Raw genomic sequence first — 18,584 nt, forward strand, 5'->3', positions numbered from 1 at the left:
CAGGGAGAAGATTATAAAATATTGAATTATTTTGTTTTTATAATATTTACTGTTCAAATAGTTGTTTTTCTTCTTCATTGTAAATATTAATAAAAACTCTTAGCTTATGGAGGATGAGAGAAATTCTTATCTTATTAATATGAGAGAGTGGTTTAGTTTTTTTAGGAGTGCGTTATGAAATATTCTCTTTTGGTGGGGCTTTTTTTTGCTATTATGGCACAGATATCTTTTCGTTACGCGTGTGCTCAAATTCCACAAACACAAAAAGAAATTACTCTTTCGTTTGCTCCTTTAGTTAAAAAAACTATTCCGTCTGTTGTAAATATTTATGCGGCGCGACAAATCAGAGCACGTTCACCTTTTGAAGGAGATCCATTTTTTGAGCAATTTTTTGGTCGCTTCCAAAATAATCGTCCCTTGCGTAGACAATCATCATTGGGGTCAGGGGTGATTGTTGATGCACGTGGTTTGATCGTTACCAATTACCACGTTATTAAGGATGCAGATGAAATTAAAGTTGCTCTTTCTGATGGACGGGCGTTCGAAAGTAAGGTTAAGTTAAGAGATGAAGAAACAGATATTGCTGTTCTTGAAATTAATGCAAAAGGTGCACAGTTTCCTATTCTCTCTTTGGGAGATTCTGATGCCGTTGAAGTTGGTGATCTTGTCTTAGCAATAGGTAATCCTTTTGGTGTTGGCCAAACAGTTACAAGTGGTATTGTTTCAGCGCAAGCACGTACACGGGTTGGTATTTCTGATTTTGACTTTTTTATTCAAACAGATGCTGCCATTAATCCAGGGAATTCTGGTGGAGCTTTAATTGATATGAAAGGGCAGTTGATCGGGATTAATACGGCTATCTATTCGCGTTCAGGTGGTTCTGTAGGGATTGGTTTTGCTATTCCATCAAATCTTGTAAAAGTGATGCTTGATACTGTTAAACGTGGTGGAAAATATTTTGTGCCACCTTATATTGGTGCATCTTTTCAAAATGTTACACCTGATATTGCTGGTGGTTTAGGTTTAGAACGCCCCTATGGTGCTCTTATTATTGAAGTTATAGGAAATAGTCCTGCTGGGAAAGCTGGTCTGAAGGTAGGTGATGTTATTTTGAGTGTGCAGGGAGTGCGTGTTGATAATCCAGATGGTCTTGGATATCGTTTGATGACAACTCGTATTGGAGATAATCTTATTTTAGAATATTTACGAAGTGGAAAAATTTTAAAAACACAAATAACTGTTTCATCAATACCAGAATCTGCATTTTTGAAATCTGAAAAAATTATTGGTGAAAGCCCCCTTGCTGGTGCTGAAATATTGGATTTAACACCACAAAATAGTCGACGTTTTCGTCTTCCTCTCTCTGCACGAGGTGTTGTGATTTCCAATCTTGATGAAGAGAGCAATGCTGCTGGGATTTTTCGCATAGGAGATATCTTGCGTGTTGTTAATGGCCATAAGATTCAAACAGTTGGTCAGTTGAAAAAGATTCTGATGCAAGGCCAGCCAAATATTTGGCAATTAGAATATGAACGTGATGGTATGTATATTCGCCAGTTTATTCGCTGAGGTTTTTTTTTGAATAAAGATTTTTTTACTTCATCTTTTGATCGAAAAGTTCATAAAAATCAACCGCTTGCAGAAAGAATGCGTCCTCATTCTCTTCATGATGTTATAGGACAAAATCATTTGGTTGGAGAAAAGGGATTGCTTTCACGTATGCTGGAAGCCGGTTCAATGCATTCTATGATTTTTTGGGGACCTCCAGGGACGGGAAAAACAACGGTTGCACGCTTGTTAGCACTTGAAACAAATTTCGCTTTTGAGCAAATTTCTGCCATTTTTACTGGGGTTTCTGAACTTAAAAAAATTTTTGAAGTTGCTCAGACTCGTTTTATGTCTGGAGGCCAGACGCTTTTGTTTGTCGACGAAATTCATCGATTTAATCGTGCGCAGCAGGATAGTTTTCTTCCTGTTATGGAAGATGGTACTATTATCCTTATAGGGGCAACAACGGAAAATCCTTCATTTGAACTTAATGCGGCCCTTCTTTCTCGTGCACGTGTTTTGACATTTCTTTCACATGACAATGAAAGTTTGCGTATGCTCTTGAAACGTGCAGAAGAAGTGGAAGGAAGACTTCTTCCTTTGGATGATGAGGCCAGAAGTGTTTTGATCGGGATGTCTGATGGTGATGCACGAGCAGCGTTAACATTGGCAGAAGAAGTTTGGTGTACGGCCCAATCGGGAGAGATATTTGATGCTGTTGCGTTGCAAAAAATCATTCAACGTCGTGCTCCAATTTATGACAAGGGGCGAGAAGGTCACTATAGTCTCATTTCAGCATTGCATAAATCCGTTCGTGGATCTGATCCTGATGCTGCGCTTTATTATTTAGCTCGTATGTTTGATGCCGGTGAAGATCCTCTCTATATTGGGCGAAGATTGGTTCGCATGGCTGTTGAAGATGTTGGGTTGGCAGATCCGCAAGCTCTTGTCATTTGTAATGCTGCTAAGGATGCTTATGATTATTTGGGATCACCAGAAGGGGAATTAGCCTTGGCACAAGCATGTCTTTATGTTGCGACTGCACCAAAATCAAATGCAACATATCTCGCTTATAAAGCAGCACTGCATTGTGCACGTAAAAACGGTTCTTTGCCTCCCCCTAAACACATCCTTAATGCGCCTACAAAATTTATGAAGGAAGAAGGGTATGGACATGGTTATCGTTATGACCATGATGAACCAGATGCTTTTTCAGGACAGGAATATTTTCCTGAAAAACTTGGGCGTCAGAGCTATTATAAACCACGAGAGCGTGGCTTTGAACGTGAGATTGCAAAGCGTCTTGAGTGGTGGAAGAAATTGCGCCAAAAACGAGCTCATCAAAAATAAAATTTAAATTGTTTCTTTTATAGAGGCGGGATATAACTATACTAGGTTTTCCCCTTTATATGGGGGGAGCATATCATGTTCATAACATAAGGAATATACCTTCTTTCTTTTATAGGGATGATATATTGAAGATACAAATATATTGAAGATACAATATGAGAATGCAAATGGAAATAGTCTGTGAAAATCTTAATTCAAGACTTTAGTTAAGCTAAAATAACAGTGTACACTAAACACTGGATTATTGTGAATCGATTAAGGATATTATCGTGGATAAAGCAAAAGCTCTCGATGCAGCTCTCTCACAAATTGAACGCTCTTTCGGCAAGGGCTCAATTATGCGACTTGGGCAAAAAGAGCAGGTCGTTGAAATTGAGACAATCCCAACAGGTTCATTATCTTTGGATATTGCTTTAGGTGTTGGTGGATTACCGAAGGGGCGGATTGTTGAGATTTATGGACCAGAAAGTTCTGGAAAGACAACACTAGCTCTGCACGCTATTGCTGAAGCACAGAAAATTGGTGGAATCTGTGCTTTTATTGATGCTGAGCATGCTCTTGATCCTATTTATGCACGTAAACTTGGTGTTGATTTAGAAAATTTATTTATTTCTCAACCGGATACCGGTGAACAGGCATTGGAAATTACAGAGACACTTGTCCGTTCTGGTGCAGTTGATGTGCTTGTTGTTGATTCAGTGGCAGCTTTGACACCGCGTGCGGAAATTGATGGTGAAATGGGTGATGCTTTGCCCGGTTTGCAAGCTCGGTTAATGAGTAAAGCATTACGAAAATTAACAGCCGCAATTTTTCGCTCTAACTGTATGGTTATCTTTATTAATCAAATTCGCATGAAAATTGGTGTGATGTTTGGTTCTCCTGAAACGACAACAGGTGGAAACGCTTTAAAGTTTTATGCTTCTGTTCGTTTAGATATTCGTCGTATTGGATCCATTAAAGATAGGGATGCAATCGTTGGGAATCAGACGCGCGTTAAAGTAGTGAAAAATAAGCTGGCACCTCCATTCAAACAAGTTGAATTTGATATTATTTATGGTGAAGGCATTTCTAAAGTAGGCGAATTGATCGATTTGGGTGTTAAAGTTGGCATTGTGGAAAAATCTGGTGCATGGTTTTCTTATAATTCTCAGCGTTTAGGGCAGGGGCGTGAGAATGCAAAGCAGTTTTTACGTGAACATGCAGAAATAGCTACAGAAATTGAAACGGCTTTGCGCCAAAATGCAGGTTTGATTGCGATTGAATTGTTAGAAAATGTAGGGTCAGAAAATATAGAAAGCGATGACATAATTTAAGTGTGATTTCTTTATGAGTTTTTTTTCTGTTTTTATTTGTTAGAGTTTTAAAGTATAAAATCGCTTATTCTCCAACTTTTTTTGAACAAACATTCCACTTTTTGATTAAATGAACTCTAAGAGTGCTAAAGAGGATATTTAATGAGGGAGGGGGGTGCTTTTATAGTTTTGGGCTGTACTCTGCAGGTGTCAATATGAATAGCGTTAATAGCATACGGTCAACTTTCCTAGATTATTTTCATCTTAATGGGCATAAAGTTCTTCCTTCAAGTCCACTTGTTCCACGTAATGATCCTACCCTCATGTTTACAAATGCAGGAATGGTGCAGTTTAAAAATGTTTTTACTGGGCTTGAACAGCGTTCTTATAAACAAGCAGCAACGGCACAAAAATGTGTTCGTGCTGGTGGAAAGCATAATGATCTTGATAATGTTGGTTATACAGCACGCCATCATACATTTTTTGAAATGTTGGGGAATTTTTCTTTTGGTGATTATTTCAAAGAAGAAGCCATTTTTTTATCTTGGAACCTTTTAACAAAGGAATTTCGTCTTCCAAAAGAAAAACTGTTAGTGACGGTTTATCATAGTGATGATGTTGCTGCTGAGTTATGGCGGAAAATTTCAGGTCTTCCAGATGAAAAAATTGTTCGTATTGCGACAGCTGATAATTTTTGGGCAATGGGAGATACAGGCCCTTGCGGTCCTTGTTCGGAGATTTTTTATGATCACGGTGATAAAATCTGGGGAGGGCCGCCTGGAAGTATGGAAGAAGATGGTGATCGCTTTATTGAGATTTGGAATCTTGTCTTTATGCAGTATGAACAGGTGGCTAAGGAAGAGCGTGTTGAATTGCCTCATCCTTCTATTGATACAGGCATGGGGTTAGAGCGCATTGCTGCTGTTTTACAGGGGGTTCATGATAATTATGATATTGATCTTTTTCGTGCATTAATACATGCCTCACAAGAGATAACAGGCGTTAAGGCAACGGGTAACTTTATTGCAAGCCATCGTGTGATTGCTGACCATCTTCGCTCATGTGCATTTTTGATTGCTGATGGTGTTCTTCCTTCCAATGAAGGAAGGGGATATGTTTTACGTCGTATTATGCGTCGTGCTATGCGTCATGCTCATCTTCTTGGCACTAAAGAACCTTTAATGTGGCGTCTTTTGCCCGCTTTAATTCACGAAATGGGACAAGCTTATCCTGAATTGGTGCGAGCTGAATCTTTGATTTCAGAAATTTTAAAGTTAGAAGAAATCCGTTTTCGTAAAACTCTTGAACGAGGGCTTGGTTTGTTGAATGAAGCCAGTGCCAATCTTAAAGAAGGAAATTGTTTTAGTGGTGAAATTGCTTTTAAACTTTATGATACATATGGTTTTCCGCTTGATTTGACGCAAGATGCTCTTCGGTGTCGGGGAATATCTGTTGATGTTGATGCTTTTGATAAAGCGATGGAGCGTCAAAAAGAGGAAGCGCGTGCCAATTGGTCTGGTTCTGGTGAAACGGTAACAGAAAAGATCTGGTTTTCTGTTCGTGAGAAAGTAGGAGCCACAGAATTTTTAGGTTATGAAACAGAAAAAGCTGAAGGTATTCTTACAGCTCTTGTGCGTGATGGTCATATTGTTGATCATATTTCTTCAGGGCAGAAAGCTGTTCTTGTTGTGAATCAGACGCCTTTTTATGGCGAGTCCGGTGGACAGATTGGTGATAGTGGTATCATTTCTGGTGAAAATTTTGTTTTTGAGGTGCATGATACTCAAAAAAAAGCTGATGGTGTTTTTGTTCATATTGGAGAAGTGAAGTCTGGTCAGGCAAAAACGTCTGATTGTGTAGAACTCATTGTTGATTCTGTTCGTCGTAAGAAAATTCGTGCGAACCATTCGGCTACCCATTTATTACATGAAGCTTTACGTCAAGTATTGGGGGACCATGTTACTCAAAAGGGCTCTTTTGTATCGCCGGATCGGTTGCGTTTTGATTTTTCTCATCCAAAACCCATTGCTTCAGAAGAATTGAAAACAATAGAAGATTTAGCAAATGATATTGTTTTACAAAATAGTGAGGTAACAACACGTCTCATGCTTGTGGATGAAGCAATTTCTGAAGGGGCAATGGCGTTATTTGGTGAAAAATATGGTGATGAAGTACGTGTTGTTTCTATGGGAAACCAGCTTGAGCAAACAGGATTAAAAAAGAATTGGTCAATTGAGCTTTGTGGTGGGACGCATGTGGAGAGAACAGGAGATATTGGTTTGATTCATATCGTTTCTGAAAGTTCTGTAGCAGCAGGGGTTCGTCGTATTGAAGCCTTGACAGGTACAGCAGCGCGTCTTTATCTTACTTGCCAAGATGAACGTATCCATAAAATTGCTCATCTTTTAAAAGCTTCTTTTGTTGATGTGGAAGAACGGGTTCGAATTTTACTTGATGATCGTCGCAAACTTGAAAAAGACTTGAATGATGTACGCAAGAAAATAGTGTTGAGTGGTGGGACGGTACAAGGTGGTCAAGAAGATGTTACCATCATCAATGGCATTTCTTTCATGGGACGTGTTGTTCAAAATATTTCATCGCGAGATCTTAAGGCGTTAGCGGATTCTGGAAAAAAACAGATTGGATCTGGGATAGTTGCTTTTATCTCTGTTTCAGAGGATGGCAAGGGAAGTGCTGTTGTTGGTGTGACAGATGATTTAACTCATAGATTGAATGCTGTTGATTTGGTGCGTATTCTTTCAGGTGTTCTTGGTGGTCAAGGTGGTGGTGGACGTCCTGATATGGCGCAGGCTGGTGGTCCTGATGGGAAGAAGGCTGGTGAGGCACTTACGGCACTAAAAGATTTTCTTGAAAGATAATTTCTGATTTCTTCTTTGTATTTCTCAGCGTCTCTCTCTAGAGAAGAGTTTTTTAGTTGAAACGGGATGTTTACTAAAAGAAGGAGAGTTCATTCTATGATGCCATAGCTTCGTGCAAGGGAATTACATTGTAATCATCTTCTTTTATCGGTGATTGATTGAATGGTGAACTACCAGTTTGTAAGAATTGATAAAAGCGGACACCTTTATCGATCAATTCTTGAAAGCTTCCTTTTTCAATTAAGTGACCATGTTCTAGAAACAGCACAACATCAGCATTGCGGATTGTTGAAAGGCGATGTGCTATAATAAAAGTGGTGCGGTTATGACTTATGCAATCAAGAGCATCTTTTACGTGCGCTTCTGTTTCAACATCAAGAGCGCTTGTTGCTTCGTCTAAAATAAGAATGGGTGCATTTTTTAAAACAGCACGCGCGATTGCTAATCGTTGCCTTTCGCCACCTGACAATTGGGTTCCTCGCTCACCAACCATTGTGTCGTAACGATCAGTTTTTTTCAGAATAAAATTATGGGCGGTAGCTGTTTTTGCTGCTTCATAGAGGTTCCTCATCTGTTGCGTTTGCTCTTCCTATTGAGATATTGTTGTAAATACTGTGGTTGAAAAGGCTTGCGTCTTGAAACATTGTCGCTAAAGATTTGCGTAAGGATTCTCGATTAACAGAGCGTATATTTATTCTGTCGATAGAGATATGTCCAAATATTGGGTCATATACACGCTGCAACAAATTGATTAATGTTGTTTTTCCAGCACCTGTTGGTCCTATAATCGCAACAGTTTGTCCTGTTTTCACTTCAAATGAAATATCAAAGATGCCTTGAGAAGAATTTGGGAATTTATAGGTAACATGATGAAATTCTACTGCTCCCTTAACATTTTGGAGAGAAGGGAGATTTTCAGGTTTGTTAATATGAAAGGTTGAGTTTTCCATTGCAAAAAATTCTTGTAATTTTGCTTGTGAGGATACGGTTAAATTAATAAAATTGCTCATTTGATCTAAACGGCTGATCATTAATTGTGCAAATCCGACAAAAGCAACAACTTCACCTACACGTAATTGACCTTTTGCTACAAAAAAAGCTCCAAGAAGAAGGACACAAACCATTGAAATAGTTGAGGTTATTCGGTTTAAGCCGCTGGCAAGAGCCCACCAATTGAAAACAGGGTTTTGTGCTTTAAGAAGATTGTTTGTATGTTGATGTAATATGGAAGTTTCTTCTTTTATTCGGTTATAACTTTATACAATGGAAACGTTGGAGATTGAATCGCTAATATGTTTAAAAACATTATGATAATAGCATTCTACAGCAGCTTGTCCGTCTTTTGTTTTACGCATGACTAAACGTGCAATCAATACATAGATGATGGCAAGTACAACCAAGACTATTGAAAGACGCCAATTCATGTTAAAGGCTGTAGGAATGAGAACGAGTAACGCAACAAGAGTTGAAAGATGTTGACGCATAAAATCAAGCCATATGGTTGACATAGAATCTACAGCGCGCAAAAGTATATGAAGAGCATTAGATGTTCCACGCTGTTGATGCCAAATGAGGGGCATGGCGATGGTACGCTCAAAGGGATTCAGTTAAAACAGCTAAGCGGCGTCTCTGTGCTAAGCGATCAACACTGCGGGCAACAAGAATATAAGCAATAATATAAGAAATACCAAAGCTTACCCAAATCGTAAGGATAGGGATAATAGCTAATTTTTCTGCGATGGAGTCAATGACGCGTCCGAATAAAATAGGTTCTGCAATGGTAATAATAGCCAATATAACATTAGCAGTACAGATTAAAATAGATATCTTTTTTTCTTTGTTTAGATAGTTAAGAACACGAGCATATGTTTTGAATAAGGACACAGATAATTATCTCCATTAGCTTGCAAGCGTAAAGGTTACGATTTGTAATCGTTACACTTTGAGCTCATAAAATTTGAACAGTAAGAAAATGCAATTTTGGATACTTATTGTAATATGGTGTGATAAAGCCCTCAGTAGATTTTTGTATTTATAAAGATAGGGTGCAAAATTGGTAAATAAAATTATATTAGCTAGGAAACTCTTATGGCAGGCGTAGAAATAAAAAAGATTGAGTCAGATGAAAATGGTATGCGCTTAGATCGCTGGTTTAAAGTGCATTATGCAGGACTTGGATTTGGATATTTACAAAAATTGCTGCGTTCTGGTCAAATACGGGTTGATGGTAGGCGTGTTAAAGCTGATACGCGTCTTCTCATAGGGCAATCTGTTCGTGTGCCGCCTTTACCTGTTGATGATAAGGAAAGTTTTCTTGTAACGGATAAGACACTTCGTGGACAGGATGATGGGACCGTTTTAAAAAAAATGTTGCTTTATGAAGATGCGAAAGTTTTTGTTTTTAACAAACCTGCGGGATTAGCTGTACAAGGAGGCTCTGGCTTGACGCGCCATGTGGATGCTATGCTTGAGGTATGGCGCAATAAAAAAGGGGAAAAACCACGTTTGGTTCATCGTCTTGATCGTGAAACATCGGGTGTGCTTATTGTTGCGCGGTCAAGAGGGGCTGCACAGGCTTTAACGGCTGCTTTTAGAACGCGGGAAACGAAAAAGACTTATTGGGCATTGGTGCGGGGAGTCCCTAAAAAAAATCAGGACAAAATTTCAACATGGATGGTTAAGGAAACCACTGCGCAAGGTGAGAAAATGCGTGTTTGTGAACATGGGGAACCAGATTCTAGCCATGCGGTTTCTTACTATCGCGTTTTAGAGACAAGAGGGAGAACACTTTCATGGCTTGAAATGGAACCTTATACGGGTAGAACACATCAGCTACGTGTACATGCTGCTCATATAGATCATCCTATCATTGGAGATTCGAAATATTTTTTTTCTGATAGCAATTGGAAGTTACTGGGGGGAATGCAAAATCGTCTTCACCTTCACGCACGTCGTATTCGTATTCCTCATCCTGCGGGAGGGATATTGGATATTGTCGCGCCTTTACCACCTCATATGGTACAAAGTTTTAATCTTTTGGCTTTTAATGAGAATGATGGTGAGACAGAATAAGAGAAAAATTTTTACAGTTTGTTCTTTTTGTTTTGTGCAAATTTTGTATAAAGATTGAAGAGGATATAGCATATTTTATGAAAAGAGCTTTTGGTAAATTACTGTTATTTAGAACTTGTATTTTTAATTATAAATTCCCGAATATCATTTACAAATCCTTTTTCACAGTTTCTTCATTCTATTATGTCGTAAAACATCGTTGTTTAGGGGATATAAACATATAATTTCATACATCAGGTGTGTTTTGTTGTTGGATATATTGACGAATAATATCAATTGGGGCGCTCCTACAGCTATTAGAAAAGTAGGATGGTGACCAAAGGTTATTGCTCCATAACTTTTTTAGTGATAAGCGTTTTTTCTGCTTTAGCATTCTGCTAGAAACACCTTTTAAGCTGTTGACGAATGTAGATATTACAACTTTAGGTGAGTATTTAATTTGATTAATATAATGAGCTAACGGAAATAAAGGTTCCCTCAAAATAGGAAAACATAGTCTCAATTTTTTATACTTTTTGTTAGGGCCGAATTATACTTTAAATTTGCATTCACATATATTGCTTAAAATACTCATTTGAAGTACTACTAGGAGTAGAAATTCGATTCATTATGCTTGATTCTATTCTACATATTTCAGTAATCTAGTCACATAATTGTAAAGAATAGAGATCATGCAACCTGAAAATGGTACTTTTATCTGTACACTTGGCCCTGCGGATACTAACTGTGCAGCTGCGGCTCAATGGTGGTTTGACAATCATAATCAAAATCTCTCTTCCACTGATTCAAAATCGCGTATTATCTTATATGCAACTCTTGAAGAAGCCTTTAATGAACTTGCTCAGAAAAAAGATGATTATCTCCTGAGTTGTGCTGCTTACCCCGATTTACATACACTCATATTCACCCGTTTAGATGATCTGCAATTATTTGATAGCTTTATCATGCCTACCCACCCTATGGTTTTAGCTAAACGCAATAACTCTGATGAAATTAAAACTGTAGCTACTCATTCTGCTCCGCAATCTCTGGTAGCTCATCAATATGACAAAATATTTGCCAACAGCAATGCTGACGCAGCGGTTCTTTGTAAAGCTGAAAGAGCAGATGCTTGTATCACGACGTTGGTTGCTGCAAAGCGCTACGAGCTGAATATTGTCAAAAATTTTGGGCAAGTGCCAATGGCCTTCTTGCTCCATTCGCTAAAGTCAGCTCATCATGAAGCAATCTGAAGCACTTCTTTCTATTGTTAACCTAGTTGACAAACTTCGTGTACGCCAAGAACGAGATGGTCGTATTAAAGAGCCAACTTTTGCAGATAGTGATATGATCAATGAATTGATCACTCTGTTGAACCATCATGCAGATATTATTGACGGATTATCTCCGGAGCTTTTAGCTACCACTTCTGATGATTTTAATCAGTGGATGCTCAGCGGTTTAAATACCCCCCAAAATTTGATAACACTTTGGCCGCATTCAAAGCGCCATTACCAGATTCCTCTTTATTTTTCTTAGCTCCAATGCGTGCTACTAATGGGCCTGATCCAGAAGGATTTCGGCTAGAACTAGTTACAGGCTACCGTCATGAAACACCCTATCTTGCAGACGCCTCAGAATATACAAATAATTATGTATCACCGTTTCAATGTATAAAAATGGGAATAGCATCAAGGGGATTTTTAGAGGGAAATTGTCTTGTTCTATTTCCAGAATCTGTGGCTACTGCTCAGAAAATTGATAAGCAAGCATTTGCTTTGTTTTTTTTCAGCAAATTCTTTGATATTTACAATGAGCAGACAATCGTGGAAGCTGAACGTTTGCTCGGTCGAGATAGTAAATTCTTATTCGGCCAATTGAGTAGTCGTAATTTATCTAAAGATGACGTTTATGATGTTCGTTGTTTGTGGGGCTATTATCATGACTATGCACATCATACTGGACCGCGGCCATTAGATAAGAATCTGTATATAAAATTAAATTGGTTTGCAGGCCTTCTAGAAGAAACTAAAGTGGATTTAATTACAGTGCGTATTATGCTACAAAATCATCCAAAGTTTTGGAAAGAAATATCTGAGTTTGTCCTATTAGAACGCATATTTCGTTATCCAAAAGGTTCTGATCAGTATATGACGTTTGATGCTGGTACAGGTATCTTACTTTTTGAAATATTGATGCGTAACAAAGCATTGATTGAAACGGGGCGAGGTTATCTTCAATTTGATTTGGAGCGTCTTAAGCAAGTAATATCATTGATAATCGTAGATATAGAAGCACTTGAAGCATTGGATGATGACGCTTATTTAGCAGGTGCTAAAGATTATATCCAAAATAACCTTGGGAAACCGAAAACTCCAAAGTCACGATTTAATTTTTCAACATCATATTATGCGCGGCGAGTGATTGGAGGATTAAATCATTGAGTTTTTTAAAAGGACGGTTATTATTATTTACTTTTGCTATTCTAGCGTTGTTTTCCATAAGTTGGTTATTATCTAAGAATTTGGTTAGCAGTATACCGGTAATGCATGCAGTTGGACTTAGGTTATGTGCTACTGCGGCGGCCTTATGGTTGATCGCAATATTTCGTGAGAAAACTGTTGTAAGATCATTACCATTGCTTGCCATGATACCTTCTTTTTTAATTCTATCAGTGTTAGGATTTTCGCTGTATTTTGTATGCAGCTTCGGCGCTTTAAAGTCGCTCAAAGCCAGTGATTTAACTATGGCGCTTGCTACTATTCTAGGTATTACCTATATATTGGGTGCGCTGACTAATGGACTTGAGTTCTCATGGCTGAAGTTTAGCGGTGTGATAATTGTTAGTGTAGCAGCTGTAGCCTTCAATATAAACAGTATAGAGGGTGGATATTATAACCTGATAGGGATAGGTCTTGCTTTAACAGCAGCACTTTCTTACTCTCTTTATGGCTTGTTGTCTAAACATTATCTTAAAAATTTACCTTTATTCACCGCACTGGCTTGGATTACTACAATTTCTGCAGCATCATTTATACCATTATTCATTTTTGATTCTGCTCCACTCTTACATCTTAAGTTAGAAGACATATTTAAGATATTGATTTTAGGAGCTTTTTTATCGTCACCAGGCTACGTATTGTACCAAAAAGTTTTAGCCGAAGGAGGCGTATTATACGCCAATACTATCGGCGTCTTAGCTCCTTTTGCAGTCGTAGCATGTGAATGGATAATCGGCTCTAGCACTTCTTTAAGTGCTATCAAAATAATTGCTATGATTGTAGTTGTTATAGGGATGATACTTTTATTTATAGACGCATCAAAAGTATCTGGATGGCAACTGAAACACCGTTCCAAAAATTCTCAATTATAAGGAAAAAATAAAATGAAAAAATTGGCGTTAGTTTGTCAACGCAATGCAAAACTACCTTTTATATTTGAAGCTGCGAAAGCAGCTAACATCGAATTAGTAATGATTTATGATATCGCTGAAACTGCGCCTATTCAGCTACCAGCGGCAGTAACTTCAACTTGGCAACTTCCTGTTTTTGATCATCCAGAGTTAGCTCTAGACGCTTTTGCAGCCGGAGTGAAAGAACGCAATATTGGTGGGGTTATGACCCTTTGCGAAGAAGCCATCATATGGACAGCTTTAGCTGCAAAAAAAATCAATACTCCTAGTATTGAGCCAGAAGTAGCGGCATTAACCCGAAACAAATATCTCATGCGTCAAGCTTTTGCTAAAGCAGGGCTGAGAACACCAAGATTTTTTTATATAGATAATCCAGAAGATTTATCACAAGCCCATACTTTAGGCTGGCCGTTAGTCATTAAACCTGTTTCTGGAGCTGGTAGTATAGGTGTAATGTTAGCTAAAAATTCTGAAGAATTTCCTGATCTCATCAAAGCGGTATGGAATGTTCAGCATAAAGATATGGCACGTTTCAACTATAAAAATAAATCTGTAGGTTTAGTCGTAGAACAGTATTTACCAGGAAAAGAGTTTGTTGTGGAATGCTTTGTCGATGCAGCAGGTGTGCACGTTTTGGCCGTTGGAGACAAGGGACAACCTGAAGGACCATGGTTCGAAGAAACAATTTATAGTCAACGCCGTGATATAGACGATCCTTTAATTATTGCTTTATGTGAGGCTGCATGCTCTGGGGTTAAAGCTCTTGGTATAAACATGGGAGCTGCCCATGTAGAGCTACGCTTAGATGCTAATAACTTACCTTATGTAATTGAGATCGGCGCTCGTATAGGTGGCTCAGGTGTTTCCCATTTTATTGTGGAGCAAGGTACAGGAATTTCATTTGGAAAACTATGTATGAATGCTGCTTTAGCTGAACAAAACTTAGACCTTCCCGATGTACTCCCAGCTGAAAAAGTGGCAGCAAATTACATTATTCCTCTTCGTGGTCATGGAAGGTTTTCTGGATTTTTAGGTTTAGATAAGGTTGTACAGCATCCACTAACTGCTAGAACTATCATTTTCTTTGAAACTGATCATATTTCACCACCTCCACCAGCATTTGGTGGATATCCTGGTTTTATTTTCTCTGTTCATGCCTCAAATGAAGAAGCTCGCGATTACCATAAATGGCTTGATGACACCTTAAGCATCATATGGAAAGGCCACGTTTATCAATAGCTCAATAGATATATTTCCTCTTGTCTTTAACTTGGGTATAAATCTCATCGATACAGACAGAGCTCCAATGCGGTTTTCTAAAATTTCGCAAACACTTTGGGCAGCAATGGTGGAATGGAAAATTTCTTCAAATTCAACACTTTCAGTTTTTAAATCAAGTCCAATATTTTAAAAAACATGCTAACAGTTGTTGTTAAATATAAAAACAAGGAATCACCATTATCTTGTTTGTGAAATAGACATGAAATATAGTCTTAAATCAGATTGATGCTGGTAAGATTTTTTCTTCTTTAGGGCGGGGAAGGAGATCAAATTAAACCTCATTGAAATACAGAGAATCTTGAAAAACAAGTCGTTTTTTTGAAAATATCAGAGGTAAACATTAATAAGATGCGTGAAATTTTGAATCATTTTGATAGGCCATTGAATGGAAATCACTCTGTTCAGAAGACTCAAAAACTTTCATGCTCGCCACTTTCCAAACGATTTTATAGAGAAGTGAAACCTTTGTGTAAAGAAGGAGGATTTTCTATATTATTGGATGGATGTCCACTGAAAACCCCAGCAAAACGCTTTTTTATCGTGCCAACAGAAGCTTTTGCTATGCTCGTGGCAGAGGAATTTGAGAGCCAAAAGCAAATTATTGATCCAGCAAAAATGCCGGTTACACGTCTTGTTAACACTGTTATTGATGGCATAGCTGATGATATGCAGAGTGTTTTTGAAGATTTATTGCGTTTTGTTGCATGCGATATGATCTTTTATCGTGCACAAACACCAAAAGAATTGGTACAGCGACAATATGAACAGTGGGATCCTTTATTAGGTTGGGTAGAAGAAAAAATTGGTGCACGTTTTCATTTGACAGAAGGGCTTATACACGTTGAACAACCACGAGAAGCTATTCAAGCGGTAAGCAATTATTTACGTAAAGTTGAATCTCCTTATATGCTTGCTGCACTTCACGTCATGACAACTTTAACAGGATCAGCTCTTATTGCTCTTGCTGTTTCTGCTAAGAGAATTAATGCGGATTATGCTTGGAATATTGCCCATTTAGATGAAGATTGGATAATGGAGCAATGGGGTAGGGATGAAGAAGCAATAGCGCGCCGTGCTTATAAGAAAATTGAATTTAATGCTGCTGCTACAATCATTACAACTTGTTTTTAAAGTTAAATCCCCTTTTATTTTATGTACATCTTTTTCTTCATCAGAGTATTTTTGTGATTTTCTGGGGATTAACTTTTATTTTTTCAAGTCCAGGAAATGCCTCACTGGTTATGTTTAAGATTGTCTCATCATTACCACGGATAAAATACCACTGATTATTGTCAAAAAGAGCAATAACCTCAGTTTGAATAGAACACCTTTTTCCAGCATTTGTTGTCGTTATGAACTCAACAGGTATAACAAAATAAGGAATACCATTATCAAGTTTTCCTTCACGTTTTTGTTTTTGGTCGATGTGGATGCTCTCAATTTTATAATTTTCTGCCAATCGCTCTATTTGGCTTTTCATGATTTGTTGAAATTGTGATTTACTGAGATTTTTTTTGGCAGTTAAACTGTTGATGATTTGGGGAGGGATAGCATTTAAGATGGCATTGGCATCGCCATTTTGAATTGCTTTACTGTAAGCAAAAGCTGCTTTTTCAAGGTCTACAGGTTTTTGATTTGCAACTGTATAATTTTGAATTATTGATAAAATAAAAGCAATACATAAAAGAATGGGGAAAAGAAGACGAATTCTCAGCATTAGAAGCCTTTTAAATTGATCTGAATGGATTCGACTAAACTTATAAAGGAAAAGCACGAAAGCAAAAAGCCACTTGTGCTCTTGGATGAGAAGAATATCCACAAAAATGGATATTAACGCCTCCATTTTTAAATCAAAAAGAATGCTCTATTATTCTTTAAACAGAATAGTACATATCAAACTCGACAGGATGGGGCGTTGTTTCATAGCGCAAAACTTCTTGCATCTTTACTTGGATGAAGGAATTAATCTGATCATCATCAAAAACGTCTCCGGCTTTAAGAAAACTACGATCTTTATCAAGTGCTTCAAGTGCTTCACGCAGACTTCCTGAGACTGTGGGGATTTCTTTGCGTTCTTTTAAGGGAAGATCGTAAAGATCTTTATCCATAGCGTGTCCAGGGTGAATTTTATTTTTAATGCCATCAAGACCAGCCATTAAGAGTGCTGCAAATGCTAGATAGGGATTTGCTGTTGGGTCTGGAAAACGCACTTCTACACGTTTTGAATTTGGCGAAGAACTCATCGGAATACGGCAAGATGCAGAACGATTACGTGCAGAATAAGCAAGAAGGACAGGTGCTTCATAACCAGGCACTAAACGTTTATAGGAGTTTGTTGATGGATTGGTAAAGGCGTTGAGTGCTTTTGCGTGTTTAATGATACCACCTATAAAGAATAAGCAAGTTTCTGATAGTCCAGCATATTCATTGCCTGCAAAAATTGGTTTGCCATCTTTCCAAATAGACATGTGGACATGCATGCCTGAGCCATTATCACCAAAGACCGGTTTTGGCATGAAAGTTGCTGTTTTTCCGTAGCTATTGGCTATTTGGTGCACAACATATTTAAAAATTTGCATTTTGTCGGCTTCGCGAACGAGCGTATCGAAGCGAATACCCAATTCATGCTGTCCTGCTGCTACTTCGTGATGATGCTTCTCAACGCGGACTCCCATATCTTTGAGTGCTGTAAGCATTTCGGAGCGCATATCTTGGCAAGAATCTATAGGGGGAACTGGAAGATACCCTCCCTTCATTCGTGGGCGATGGCCAAGATTGCCCGTCTCATATTCCGTATCATCATTGGAGGGTAATTCACTTGAATCGAGCCTAAATCCTGTGTTGTAAGGATCTGTCTTATAGCGTACATCATCAAAGATAAAAAACTCTGCTTCTGGACCTACATTGATTGTATCTCCGATACCTAGAGATTTCATATAGACTTCAGCTCTCTTGGCAATAGAACGAGGATCTCTGCGATAAAATTCTCCAGAGACAGGATCGAGCACATTACAAAAGATAACCAAAGTAGATTGAGCAAAAAAAGGATCTATATGTGCTGTTTCTGGATCTGGCATTAAAACCATGTCAGATTCATTGATTGTTTTCCATCCAGAAATTGAAGAACCATCAAACATAACACCATCGCTAAATGTATCTTCACTGATTTCTGCGATATCCATTGTGACGTGATGCAATTTTCCTCGTGGATCGGTAAAACGCAAATCGACAAAACGGATTTCGTTATCTGCAATCTGTTTGATAATATCTGATGCGGTTGTCATATTCAATTTCCTTATGTGGGATTGAGGGGGATAAAAGAGATAAAAATTTTGTTATTATTTATTAAAGGGCATCAATTCCGGATTCATCAGTGTCGATACGAATGGCATCATCAATGGAAAAAACAAATATTTTTCCATCTCCAATATGCTTTGTTTGAGCCGCTTTACGTATTGCATCAACGGTTTGTTCCAACTTTTCATCGGCAACAACAATTTCAATCTTTACTTTAGGTAGAAAATCGACAACATATTTAGCACCGCGATAAAGTTCTGTATGCTCTTTTTGTCGGCCGAAACCTTTGGCTTCTGTTACTGTAATACCATGTAATCCAATTTTTTGAAGCGCTTCTTTCACTTCATCAAGTTTGAAAGGTTTTATAATGGCTTCAACTTTTTTCATGCTGAAATTATCTCCAACGTTATTTTGTCCTTCTAGACTGCATCACATTATATTGACAACAGAGAGAAGTCCAACAGATACTTTGTG

15 protein-coding genes and 1 pseudogene are annotated in these 18,584 nt (G+C 38.1%); 11 read left to right on the forward strand and 5 right to left on the reverse strand.

From position 1 onward, the window contains the following. The first annotated feature begins 174 nt into the window (after positions 1 to 174). From J7R12_RS05555 to alaS, 4 genes are all read left to right on the forward strand, one after another. On the forward strand, positions 175 to 1,569 hold the full coding sequence (locus J7R12_RS05555) for a DegQ family serine endoprotease (RefSeq protein ID WP_126603493.1): 1,395 nt from the start codon (positions 175 to 177) through the stop codon (positions 1,567 to 1,569). A 9-nt stretch (positions 1,570 to 1,578) separates the two neighbouring features. Further along, the gene (locus tag J7R12_RS05560) at positions 1,579 to 2,898 is read left to right on the forward strand and encodes a replication-associated recombination protein A (RefSeq protein WP_126603492.1); all 1,320 of its coding nucleotides are present in this window, start codon (positions 1,579 to 1,581) and stop codon (positions 2,896 to 2,898) included. Between the two features lie 269 nt (positions 2,899 to 3,167). Next, complete coding sequence (gene recA, locus J7R12_RS05565; protein ID WP_126603491.1) at positions 3,168 to 4,211, forward strand: recombinase RecA; 1,044 nt, start codon at positions 3,168 to 3,170, stop codon at positions 4,209 to 4,211. 194 nt (positions 4,212 to 4,405) lie between these two features. Further along, positions 4,406 to 7,069 carry an alanine--tRNA ligase gene (gene alaS, locus J7R12_RS05570; RefSeq protein ID WP_126603490.1) on the forward strand — a complete coding sequence of 888 codons (2,664 nt, stop codon included), beginning with the start codon at positions 4,406 to 4,408 and terminating at the stop codon, positions 7,067 to 7,069. Between the two features lie 94 nt (positions 7,070 to 7,163). Here alaS and J7R12_RS05575 read toward each other — a convergent pair. Beyond that, a pseudogene (locus tag J7R12_RS05575) lies at positions 7,164 to 8,953 on the reverse strand (glucan ABC transporter ATP-binding protein/ permease). 204 nt (positions 8,954 to 9,157) lie between these two features. Here J7R12_RS05575 and J7R12_RS05580 point away from each other — a divergent pair. Continuing rightward, complete coding sequence (locus J7R12_RS05580) at positions 9,158 to 10,141, forward strand: RluA family pseudouridine synthase (RefSeq protein WP_126603489.1); 984 nt, start codon at positions 9,158 to 9,160, stop codon at positions 10,139 to 10,141. 226 nt (positions 10,142 to 10,367) lie between these two features. On the opposite strand, the gene tnpA is transcribed toward J7R12_RS05580, so the two are convergent. Further along, complete coding sequence (gene tnpA / locus J7R12_RS05585; protein WP_126603488.1) at positions 10,368 to 10,643, reverse strand: IS200/IS605 family transposase; 276 nt, start codon at positions 10,641 to 10,643, stop codon at positions 10,368 to 10,370. Positions 10,644 to 10,812: 169 nt separating this feature from the next. Between tnpA and J7R12_RS08970 the strand changes: the two genes are divergently transcribed. From J7R12_RS08970 to J7R12_RS05610, 6 genes are all read left to right on the forward strand, one after another. Further along, complete coding sequence (locus tag J7R12_RS08970; protein ID WP_234924840.1) at positions 10,813 to 11,373, forward strand: prephenate dehydratase domain-containing protein; 561 nt, start codon at positions 10,813 to 10,815, stop codon at positions 11,371 to 11,373. Next, complete coding sequence (locus J7R12_RS08975) at positions 11,360 to 11,659, forward strand: hypothetical protein (protein WP_234924841.1); 300 nt, start codon at positions 11,360 to 11,362, stop codon at positions 11,657 to 11,659. The genes J7R12_RS08970 and J7R12_RS08975 overlap by 14 nt, the downstream gene beginning before the upstream one ends. Beyond that, entirely contained in the window at positions 11,611 to 12,564 is a 954-nt protein-coding gene (locus J7R12_RS05595) for a DUF6421 family protein (protein ID WP_234924842.1), read from the forward strand. The genes J7R12_RS08975 and J7R12_RS05595 overlap by 49 nt, the downstream gene beginning before the upstream one ends. After that, a complete protein-coding gene (locus J7R12_RS05600) occupies positions 12,561 to 13,493 on the forward strand; it encodes a DMT family transporter (RefSeq protein WP_126603487.1) in 933 nt (310 codons plus the stop codon). The genes J7R12_RS05595 and J7R12_RS05600 overlap by 4 nt, the downstream gene beginning before the upstream one ends. Before the next feature lie 12 nt (positions 13,494 to 13,505). Then, positions 13,506 to 14,771, forward strand: a complete 1,266-nt coding sequence (locus J7R12_RS05605) for an ATP-grasp domain-containing protein (protein WP_126603486.1) — start codon at positions 13,506 to 13,508, stop codon at positions 14,769 to 14,771. A 390-nt stretch (positions 14,772 to 15,161) separates the two neighbouring features. Further along, positions 15,162 to 15,944: an ATP12 family chaperone protein gene (locus J7R12_RS05610; RefSeq protein WP_126603485.1), complete on the forward strand. Its 783-nt coding sequence runs from the start codon at positions 15,162 to 15,164 to the stop codon at positions 15,942 to 15,944. A gap of 40 nt (positions 15,945 to 15,984) precedes the next feature. Here the strand turns inward: J7R12_RS05610 and J7R12_RS05615 are convergent, their stop codons facing one another. From J7R12_RS05615 to J7R12_RS05625, 3 genes are all read right to left on the reverse strand, one after another. Then, positions 15,985 to 16,530 (reverse strand): hypothetical protein, encoded by a 546-nt coding sequence (locus tag J7R12_RS05615; RefSeq protein ID WP_126603484.1) that lies wholly within the window; start codon positions 16,528 to 16,530, stop codon positions 15,985 to 15,987. Positions 16,531 to 16,687: 157 nt separating this feature from the next. Beyond that, positions 16,688 to 18,097 carry a type I glutamate--ammonia ligase gene (glnA, locus tag J7R12_RS05620; RefSeq protein ID WP_126603483.1) on the reverse strand — a complete coding sequence of 470 codons (1,410 nt, stop codon included), beginning with the start codon at positions 18,095 to 18,097 and terminating at the stop codon, positions 16,688 to 16,690. 61 nt (positions 18,098 to 18,158) lie between these two features. After that, positions 18,159 to 18,497 carry a P-II family nitrogen regulator gene (locus J7R12_RS05625; protein WP_004861944.1) on the reverse strand — a complete coding sequence of 113 codons (339 nt, stop codon included), beginning with the start codon at positions 18,495 to 18,497 and terminating at the stop codon, positions 18,159 to 18,161. Between the last annotated feature and the right edge of the window lie 87 nt (positions 18,498 to 18,584).

The sequence above is a fragment of the Bartonella vinsonii subsp. vinsonii genome (assembly GCF_902825235.1).
Taxonomy (GTDB): domain Bacteria; phylum Pseudomonadota; class Alphaproteobacteria; order Rhizobiales; family Rhizobiaceae; genus Bartonella; species Bartonella vinsonii.